Origin of the sequence: Bacteroides muris (ex Afrizal et al. 2022), assembly GCF_004793475.1 — a bacterium.
Classification (GTDB): Bacteria; Bacteroidota; Bacteroidia; order Bacteroidales; family Bacteroidaceae; genus Bacteroides; species Bacteroides muris.
The window spans coordinates 1-300 of record NZ_SRYZ01000149.1 but is presented as its reverse complement, the minus strand read 5'-3'; the positions used below and the strand labels follow the sequence as shown (position 1 = coordinate 300).

At 44.0% G+C, this 300-nt stretch carries 1 protein-coding gene; it reads right to left on the bottom strand.

Annotated elements, in window-relative coordinates:
• Nucleotides 1–100: 100 nt before the first annotated feature.
• A partial coding sequence (locus tag E5355_RS19720) for a hypothetical protein (RefSeq protein WP_210434553.1) occupies nt 101–300 on the bottom strand: 200 nt, incomplete at its 5' end.

The window sequence follows — 300 nt, the reverse complement described above, 5'->3', positions numbered from 1 at the left end:
GGTGCGATTACAGTCAGGTTTGAATTAAGCCCTTGTTTTTCTCTCTTGCCACATTGCTGATTTCCGGAATTAAGAATACACCTCCAATCTGTGCCAACCTCTACCAACCTGTGCCACATGCTTCCACTTCCGGAAAATCCATTGCCGGATAACAGATTATGTATTTCTTTGCGGCAAAAGGAATACGTAACGAAAAGAAAGAGAGTATGGAAATTTCAGTCGCAAATAACCGACTCACGGCATACCGGACAATGATTACCGTATCGGTGCAACACGCTGCCACTTTCTGGAAATCCATTG